This is a genomic window from Amycolatopsis rhizosphaerae (genome assembly GCF_007713715.1).
GTDB lineage: Bacteria > Actinomycetota > Actinomycetes > Mycobacteriales > Pseudonocardiaceae > Amycolatopsis_E > Amycolatopsis_E rhizosphaerae.
The window spans coordinates 1-7,813 of record NZ_VJWX01000340.1; the positions used below are offsets into that span (position 1 = coordinate 1).

The window sequence follows — 7,813 nt, forward strand, 5'->3', positions numbered from 1 at the left end:
CGTACGGGGCGTTCTGGGCGCCGCGCACCTCGGTCTTGCTGCCCGGCGGTTCGGCGCAGTAGGCCTGGGTGTTGGCCGGGACCTCGGTGGTGTCGTTGGCCGGGCGCTGCTTCGTCGTCTCGTACCCCTTCGTGCAGGAATGGGGGTCGAAGAAGTTGAGCACCAGGCCGAGGTGGCCCTCCCCGTTGGAACTCGCCGACCGGGTGAACGCGCCGATGATCGGGAACGCGACGAGGTCCTCCTCGATGGCGTCCGTGCGCACCGAGGTCACCTGCATGGTGGTGAGCAGGTTGGCGATCAGGACGCCGAGATCGGTGCCCGAGACGGACAGGATGTTGTCCACGTCGTCGGCCAGCCCCGGCGCCTGTTCGATCACCTTCCGCAGGTCAGGGTCGGAGTTCTTGAGCTGTTCGGTGATCCGGCGCAGTCCCTGGGCCAGTGCGGTGATGTTCTGCGCCTGCCGCTGCTGCGTGGCGAGCACGGTGCGGCCGTCGGCCAGCAGCTTCGCCGTCTGCGGCAGGTTCTCGGTGGCGGTGGCGGTGAACGAGCCCGCGGTGTCGAGCAGCTGCTGCAGATCGGGACCGGCACCGGCGAAGGCGTTGTAGGTCTCGTCCACCACCGTGCGGAGATCCTTCGGGTCCACACTGGACACGAGCTTGTCCAGGTTGGTCAGCACGGTGTCCGGCGAGAGCGGAATGGCCGTCCGGTCCGGCGCGATCACCGAACCTTCGTGCAGGTACGGCCCGTTCTCGTGCGTTGGCCGCAGATCGACGTACTGCTCGCCGACGGCGGAGCGGTCGGCGACCACGGCGGTGGTGTCCGCCGGGATCGGCGGGGCCCCGGAGTCGATGTCCAGCTCGAGCGCCACCCCCCGCGGGATCAGGTGCATCGCGGCGACCTTGCCCACCGCCACGCCCCGGTAGGTGACCTCGGCGTTGACGAAGATGCCGCCCGAGTCGGGCAGTTGCGCGGTCACCAGGTAGCCGCGCGGGCCGAACAGCCGGTCCAGTCCGGCGTACTTGCCCCCGGCGTAGCCGACGGACAGCACCGCGATGAGCCCGAACGCGAGCAGTTTCGCCCAGTGCCTGCGGGTGAACATCAGCGGCCCCCTCCCAGGATGGCGCCCAGGAGACCGCCGAGCAGGTCGCCGGACGACTGCGGTTGCCCCGTGCTCTGCAACGGCAGCGGAGGCAAGTTCGCGGTGTTTCCGGTGTTTCCGGTGGTACCGGTCCCGTTCGTGGCGGTCGTGGTCGTCTTCGTGGTGCCGGGTACGGAGAACTTCCCGGCGTTGACGAGACTCTGCACGATCGAGTCGAGGTCGAGGTCGACGCGCGCGCGCACGTTGGCGTAGTCGCCCTTGATGACCTCCCCCGCGACGTCCGGCAGCGGGTAGGTGGGCAGGATCTTCAGCGCGGTGGGCAGGTTCTGCCCGGCCTCGGCGAGCTTGGTCAGGGTCGGCGTGAGCGCCTTCAGGTTGTCGATCAGCTGGTCCCGGCTCTTGCCGATGGTGTCCACGGCGACGCCGGAGAGCCGGTCCAGTGACTGGAGCATGCCGACGAGCTGGTCGCGCTGCTCGTTGACCACCGCCAGCCCGGGGGCGAGGTTGTCCAGCGCGTTGCTCAGGTTGGCGGTCTGGCCCACCAGGGTGCTCGACAGCCGGTTCAGCCCGTCGATGGCGCGGATGATCTCGCTCTTCTGCCCGTCCAGCTCGGTGGCGAGCCGGTCCACTCTGGACAGCAGCGCGCGGATTTCGGCCTCGTTGCCGGTGAGTGCCTTGTTCAGCTCCCGGGTGATGTCCCGGACCTGGTTGATGCCACCGCCGTTGAGCAGCAGCGACAGGGCGCCCAGGACCTCTTCGACCTCCGGGTTGCGGTTCGTCCGCTCCAGCGGGATGGCGGCACCGTCGGCGAGTGCGCCGGTGGCGCCCTTCCCGGGCTCGCGCAGCTCGACGAACTTCTCGCCCAGCAGGCTCGACTGCCTGAGATCGGCGTAGGCGTTGGCGGGCAGGTGCACGTCCCCGTTGACGGTCATGGCGACGATCGCCGACCGGGTGTCCGGGGCGAGGTCGATCCTGTCCACCCTGCCGACCGGCACGTCGTTGACCTTCACGCTCGCCTGCGGGACGAGGTCGAGCACGTCGGCGAACTGCGCGGTGATCCGGTACGGGTGGTCGCCGAGTTCCGCGCCGCCGGGCAGCGGGGTGTTGTACAGCCCGTCGAAACCGCCGGTACCGCAACCGGCGGCCAGCAGCAGCACCGCGGCGAGGATCGGGATCCGTTTCATTGTCCGGTCTCCGGGGTCGACACCAGCGGCATCAGGGGCAGCGGCGGGAGTTTCCCGCTGGAGATGTCGGCCATCAGCTGGGACAGCGACGGGAGCTTCGCGACGCCGTCGACCACCGTGGCGATGGACTGGCAGAGGTTGCCCACCACGTCCGGCAGTCCGGTGGGGGTGGCCGACTTGACCAGCCGGCACAGCGTGGTCATCAGCGGGTTGGTGAGTTCGTTGGCGTTGTAGCGGATGGCGATGCTGCCGGTCGCCGAGTCGTAGGAGTTGATGAAGTTGCTCATCGCGGTGGGCGACACGTCCAGCACCTCGGCGAGCGCCGCCCGCTGGTCCACCAGCACCTTCGTCACGCTTGCCAGCTTGTCCACATTGGATTCCAGGAGGGTCTTGTTCTCCGCCACGAACTGCTGCACCTCACCCAGCGAACCGCCCAGGGAGGACAGTGCCGCGCCGACGTCGCCCGAATCGGCCGCGAGGAAGCCGGAGACGTCGGCGAGCCGCTGGTAGAACTGGTTGAGCTGGTTGTCGCTGTCGGCCAGCGCGGTGGTGAACGACTGCAGGTTCCGCACCGTGGAGAACAGATCCCCCTTGGAGTTGTTCAGGGTGCGGGACAGATCGGCCAGCTCGGTGACGGTGTCGTTGAGGTTCTTGCCGTTGCCGTCGAGGTTCTTCGCCGCCGTGTCGAGCAGGCGCGACAGCGAGCCGTCGGCGTTCGCCCCGCTGGGGCCGAGACTGGTCGACAACTTGTCGATACTGCCGTACAGGTCGTCGAGTTCCATCGGGGTGGCGGTGTGTTCCTTCGGGATGAGCGTTCCCGAAGCCATCACCGGACCGCTGTCGTAGGCCGGGGTCAGCTGCACGTACCGGTCGCTGACCAGGCTCGGCGCGACCACCACGGCCCCGGCGTCCGCGGGGATCTGCACATCGGAGTCGATCGCCATGTCCACCCGCACCGAACCGCCCTGCGGGGTCACCGCGGTGATCCGGCCGACCTGCACGCCCAGCACCCGGACCGAGGATCCGGAGTAGAGCCCGACGGTGCGGTCGAACAGCGCGGAAATCGTGGTTCCGCCGCCGTCGCGGAAGATCAGCCACAACCCGGCGGTCAGGGCGAGTGCGGCGACGCAGGCGGTGGCGATCCAGCGGTAGGCGCCGCGGCCCGCCCTGGTCTGCGGGCTCATCGGTTGCTCACCCCCTGGTCCGGCGCTGCCAGCGGCACGCTGCAGCCCTCCGGGTTGATGGACAGCCCGCCCGCCTTGATCACGGGGGGCAGCAGGCCGCAGATGTAGCCCTCGAACCAGCGGCCGTTGCCGGTGGCGTTCGCGCCGAGCCGGGTGAACGGCGCCAGCAGGGCGAGACTGCGGCTCAGGTTGTCCTGGTTGCGCTGCAGGATGCCGGTGACGTCGCCGAGCTTTTCCAACGTGGGCCTGAGTTGCTGCCGGTTGTCGGCGACCAGGCCGTGCAGCTGGTCCGACAGCGCCTTGGTCCCGGTCAGCAGTGCGCTGATCGCGTCCCGGCGCTTCTGCAGCTCGCTCAGCAGGAGGTTGCCGTCGCTGATCATCTGCTGCACCTTGCCGTCGCGGTCGGCCAGGGTCTTGGACAGCCTGCTGGTGTTGGACAGCAGGTTCGCCAGTTCCTGGTCCCGGGAGGACACCGTTTTGGACAGCGCGGAAAGCCCGCTGAGGGTGTCCTTGAGGGCCTGCGGCGTGTCCTTGAGTGCGCCGGACACGGCGTCGAAGGCCCGGGACAGCTGCGCGGTGTCGATGTCACCGACCGTTGTGGACAGTTGCTGGAAGGCGTCCTGCAGCTGGAACGGGGTGGAGGTGCGCTCGAGGGGGATCGGGTCGTCCGGGTTCTGCGCGCCGTCCCCCTTCGGTTGAAGTGCGAGGTACTTCTCGCCGAGCAGCGTCTTGATTTCGATGGAGGCGGTGGTCGCGGAGCCGATCCTGGTGCCCGAGACCTTGAACTTCACCAGCACCTTCTTCCCGGCCAGCCGGACCGAGCTGACCTGCCCGACCTTCACCCCGGCGACCTGCACCTCGTTGTCCGGAGCCAGTCCGGCCGACTCGGTGAAGTAGGCCTGGTAGGTGGTCCCGGTGCCGAGCAGCGGCAGCTGGTCGGAGAAGTAGGACACCACGGTGACCAGCACGATGAGGACGAGGGTGACCCCGCCGACGGCGGCCTGGTTGCGTTCGCGCAGCGGTTTCACGACGTCTTGCACCTCTCCGGCAGTTCGGTGGCCGGCAGCGGCAGGATCGGGAGGGTGACGTTCAGGGAGGAGATCCCGATGGTGCCCGTCAGGTTGCAGAGAAAATAGTTGTACCAGCTGCCGTAGCTCATCACGCGGGTGTACTTGTCCAGGTTTCCCGGGAGTTTCCGCAGCAGCTCGTCCAGCAGCTGCCCCGAATCCGACAGGTTCGACGACAGCTTGCCGAGGCCGGCGATGTCGTCCTTGAGCGCGGGCCGAGCGTCCTTGAGCAGGCCCGCGGTGACGTCGGTGAGGTTCGACAGCGCGGACACCGCCTCCCCGATCGGGCCGCGCTGCTGCGCCAGCCCGGTCACCAGTTGCTGCGTCTGATCGATCAGGTTCGACAGTTCGGGACCGCGCTGGTTCACCGTGGACAGCACTCCGTTGAGGTTGTCGATGACCTGGCCGATCACCTTGTCCTTGTCCGCGATGGCGGAGGTGATGGACGCGGTGTGGGTGAGCAGGCTCTGGATCGTCCCGCCCTCGCCCTGGAACACCTGGATGATCTCGTAGGACAGCTGGTTCACCTGCTGCGGGTCCAGTGCCTGGAACAGCGGCTTCATCCCGTTGAACAGCACGGTGAGGTTCAGCGCCGGCTGGGTGCGTTCGGGCGGGATCATGCCTCCCTCGGGCAGTTGCGTGCCGTCCGCGACGTTCGTGCCGATCGAGAGGTAGCGCTGCCCCACCAGATTGCGGTACTTCACCGTCGCGGTGGCCGAGGCGGGCAGGTGGTAGGTGGAGGACACCGTGAAGTGCACGTCGGCGAAGCGGCGATCGCCGTCCTCGGCGACGCCGATCCTGGCGACCTGGCCGACCTTCACGCCGACGATGCGCACGTCGTCGCCCTCGTGCAGGCCGGAGGCATCGGTGAAGCGCGCGACGTAGCCGCTGGTGACGCCGAAGTTCGTGTTGGCGATGGTGGCCCCGAGTATCCCGGTCAGCACCACGGTGACCACGGCGAAGACCAGGATCTTGATCAGGGGCGCGGCGAAGTTCCTCACTGCAGTTCCACCTCCGCGCCGCGGTAGAGCGGCCCGACCAGCAGGCCCGACCAGCCGGGCACCTGGTCCGGTGTGGTGTTCAGGGTCGGCGAGACCAGCACGTCGATCAGCTGCTGCTCCTGCGGGGTGCCCGCCAGCGAACCGGTGGTGGACGAGCCCGCCGGGATGATCCCGTTGCCCGGCAGGGGCGGATTCTCGCCGGGCGGCACCGGGGGATGGCTGGAGCCGTCCTGCAGCGGCCCGTCCGGCGGGTACTGCGGCCACCGGCCCGGCGGCGGCGCCTGCGGGTAACACCGCGGCCCGCGCTTGTCGAGGTACTTCGGATCGTCGACGCCCGGCAGGTACTTGGTGCGGTCGGCGATGAAGCGGATCGTCACGTGGTTCATTTCGTCGGTGCCGTGCCCGAAGGCCTCGTAGGCGCGCGGCACCGAATCCGCGAACTGCTTCAGCAGGCACGGGTACTCGGGGGCGTACTTGGCGAGCACGTCCAAAGTAGACTGTGCAGTGGTGGTCAGCCGGATGATGTTGTTCTCGTTGACCTTGAGGAAACCGGCCAGATCACCGGACACGGTGGTCACCGAGCCGTACAGCTGCGCAAGCTGGTTCCGCTTGTCCACCAGCGTCTTCGACGTGGTGGTGAGGTCCGAAAGCGCCTGCAGCAGATCCGGCGCGGCCTTGTCGTAGACCTCGGCGACCTTGGCGAAACCGGCGATGTCCGCCTTGATGTCCGGCAGCGAAGGGTTCAGCCCGCCCAGGTAGTCCGACAGTTTCGCCAGGGTCCGGCCGAACTGCTCGCCCCGCCCCTGCAGCGCCGTGGACACCGCGCTCAGCGTGGCCGACAGCTTCTCCGGCTGGACCGCCTGGAGCAACGGCATCACGTCGTTGAGCACGGTTTCCAGTGCCATCGCGGAACTGCTGCGGTCCTGGGGAATCACCGCACCGGCCTCGAGGTGCCCGACGGGGGTGGCCGGGATCTGCAGCGCCACGTACCGCTCGCCGAACAGGGTCTTGGGCAGCAGGCGCGCGGTGACGTTGGCCGGGATCTGGTCGAGCTTGTCCGGTTCGAGCGCCAGTTCCAGCGCGGCGTGATCGCCGAGGGCGGCCACCGAGCGGACCTCCCCGACCACCACGCCGCGGATCTTCACGTCCGAACCCGTGCCCAGCTGGTTGCCGACGTGGTCGGTTTCCAGCCGCACCAGGGAAACCGGGGTGAACTTCTTCTGGTAGATCGCCACCGTGGTGACCAGGAACAGCGCGCAGACCACCAGGAACACCAGTCCCAGGGCCTGGTGCCACAACCGCCGCAGCAGGATCGCCCGTGTCATCCCGAGATCCTCACCGTCGTGGTGGCACCCCACACCGCCAGGCTGAGGAAGAAGTCCAGCACCGAGATCAGCACGATCGAGGTGCGCACCGCGCGCCCGACGGCCACGCCCACTCCGGCGGGGCCGCCGCGGGCGGTGTAGCCGTAGTAGCAGTGGGACAGGATGACCAGCGCACTGAAGATGATCACCTTCAGGAACGACCAGAGCACGTCCTGCGGTGGCAGGAACAGGTTGAAGTAGTGGTCGTAGGTGCCGGCGGACTGGCCGTAGAGCCAGACGGTGATCTGCCGGGACGCCAGATAGGACGAGAGCAGGCCCACCGCGTACAGCGGGATCACCGCGGCGATCCCGGCGAGCACGCGGGTGGTCACCAGGTAGGGCATGCTCGGGATGCCCATCACCTCGAGCGCGTCGATCTCTTCCGAAATGCGCATCGCGCCGAGCTGGGCGGTGAAACCGCAGCCCACGGTCGCGGACAGCGCCAGCCCGGCGGCCAGCGGGGCGACCTCGCGCGTGTTGAAGTAGGCCGAGATGAACCCGGTCAGCGCGGCGGTGCCGAGCTGGTTGAGCGCGGCGTACCCCTGCATACCCACGATCAGGCCGGTGAACATCGTCATGCCGATCATCACGCCGAGCGTGCCACCGATGACCGCCAGTCCCCCGGTGCCGAAGCAGACCTCGGTGAGCAGGCGCAGGGTTTCCTTGAGGTAGCGCCGGACCGTGCGCGGGGACCAGGCCAGCGCCCGCACGTAGAAGGACAGCTGGAAGCCGAGCCCCTCGAACATCGCGCCGGGCCGGGCGATGATTTCCAGCGTCCGGTCGGCGCGGTCCGCCGTTTCCACCGTCCGGGCCGTCATCAGAGCGCCTTCGGCGGGACGACCCGCAGGTAGACGGCCGTGAGCACGACGTTGATCAGGAACAGCAGCAGGAAGGTGATGACCACGGCCTGGTTC

7 protein-coding genes and 1 pseudogene are annotated in these 7,813 nt (G+C 68.4%); all 8 read right to left on the reverse strand.

Annotation, left to right across the window (positions count from 1 at the left end; genetic code table 11):
* The coding region (locus tag FNH05_RS26525; RefSeq protein ID WP_144591439.1) for an MCE family protein at window positions 1–1,099 on the reverse strand (1,099 nt) is incomplete at its 3' end.
* Window positions 1,099–2,283, reverse strand: a complete 1,185-nt coding sequence (locus FNH05_RS26530; protein WP_144591440.1) for an MCE family protein — start codon at window positions 2,281–2,283, stop codon at window positions 1,099–1,101. The genes FNH05_RS26530 and FNH05_RS26525, both read right to left, overlap by 1 nt.
* A complete protein-coding gene (locus FNH05_RS26535) occupies window positions 2,280–3,467 on the reverse strand; it encodes an MCE family protein (RefSeq protein WP_144591441.1) in 1,188 nt (395 codons plus the stop codon). The genes FNH05_RS26530 and FNH05_RS26535 overlap by 4 nt, the downstream gene beginning before the upstream one ends.
* Window positions 3,464–4,495 (reverse strand): MCE family protein, encoded by a 1,032-nt coding sequence (locus tag FNH05_RS26540; protein ID WP_144591442.1) that lies wholly within the window; start codon window positions 4,493–4,495, stop codon window positions 3,464–3,466. The genes FNH05_RS26535 and FNH05_RS26540 overlap by 4 nt, the downstream gene beginning before the upstream one ends.
* Entirely contained in the window at window positions 4,492–5,535 is a 1,044-nt protein-coding gene (locus FNH05_RS26545; protein WP_144591443.1) for an MCE family protein, read from the reverse strand. The genes FNH05_RS26540 and FNH05_RS26545 overlap by 4 nt, the downstream gene beginning before the upstream one ends.
* Entirely contained in the window at window positions 5,532–6,860 is a 1,329-nt protein-coding gene (locus tag FNH05_RS26550; RefSeq protein ID WP_144591444.1) for an MCE family protein, read from the reverse strand. Before FNH05_RS26550 ends, FNH05_RS26545 begins: the two co-directional genes overlap by 4 nt.
* On the reverse strand, window positions 6,857–7,717 hold the full coding sequence (locus FNH05_RS26555; protein WP_186382752.1) for an MlaE family ABC transporter permease: 861 nt from the start codon (window positions 7,715–7,717) through the stop codon (window positions 6,857–6,859). Before FNH05_RS26555 ends, FNH05_RS26550 begins: the two co-directional genes overlap by 4 nt.
* Window positions 7,717–7,813, reverse strand: a pseudogene (locus FNH05_RS39455) (ABC transporter permease); the annotation flags it as partial. The pseudogene FNH05_RS39455 and the gene FNH05_RS26555, both read right to left, overlap by 1 nt.

Coding starts and splice junctions, on each gene's coding strand:
- FNH05_RS26530 (WP_144591440.1), bottom strand. CDS start 2,283: ATGAAACGGATCCCGATCCTCGCCGCGGTGCTGCTGCTGGCCGCCGGT.
- FNH05_RS26535 (WP_144591441.1), bottom strand. CDS start 3,467: ATGAGCCCGCAGACCAGGGCGGGCCGCGGCGCCTACCGCTGGATCGCC.
- FNH05_RS26550 (WP_144591444.1), bottom strand. CDS start 6,860: ATGACACGGGCGATCCTGCTGCGGCGGTTGTGGCACCAGGCCCTGGGA.
- FNH05_RS26555 (WP_186382752.1), bottom strand. CDS start 7,717: ATGACGGCCCGGACGGTGGAAACGGCGGACCGCGCCGACCGGACGCTG.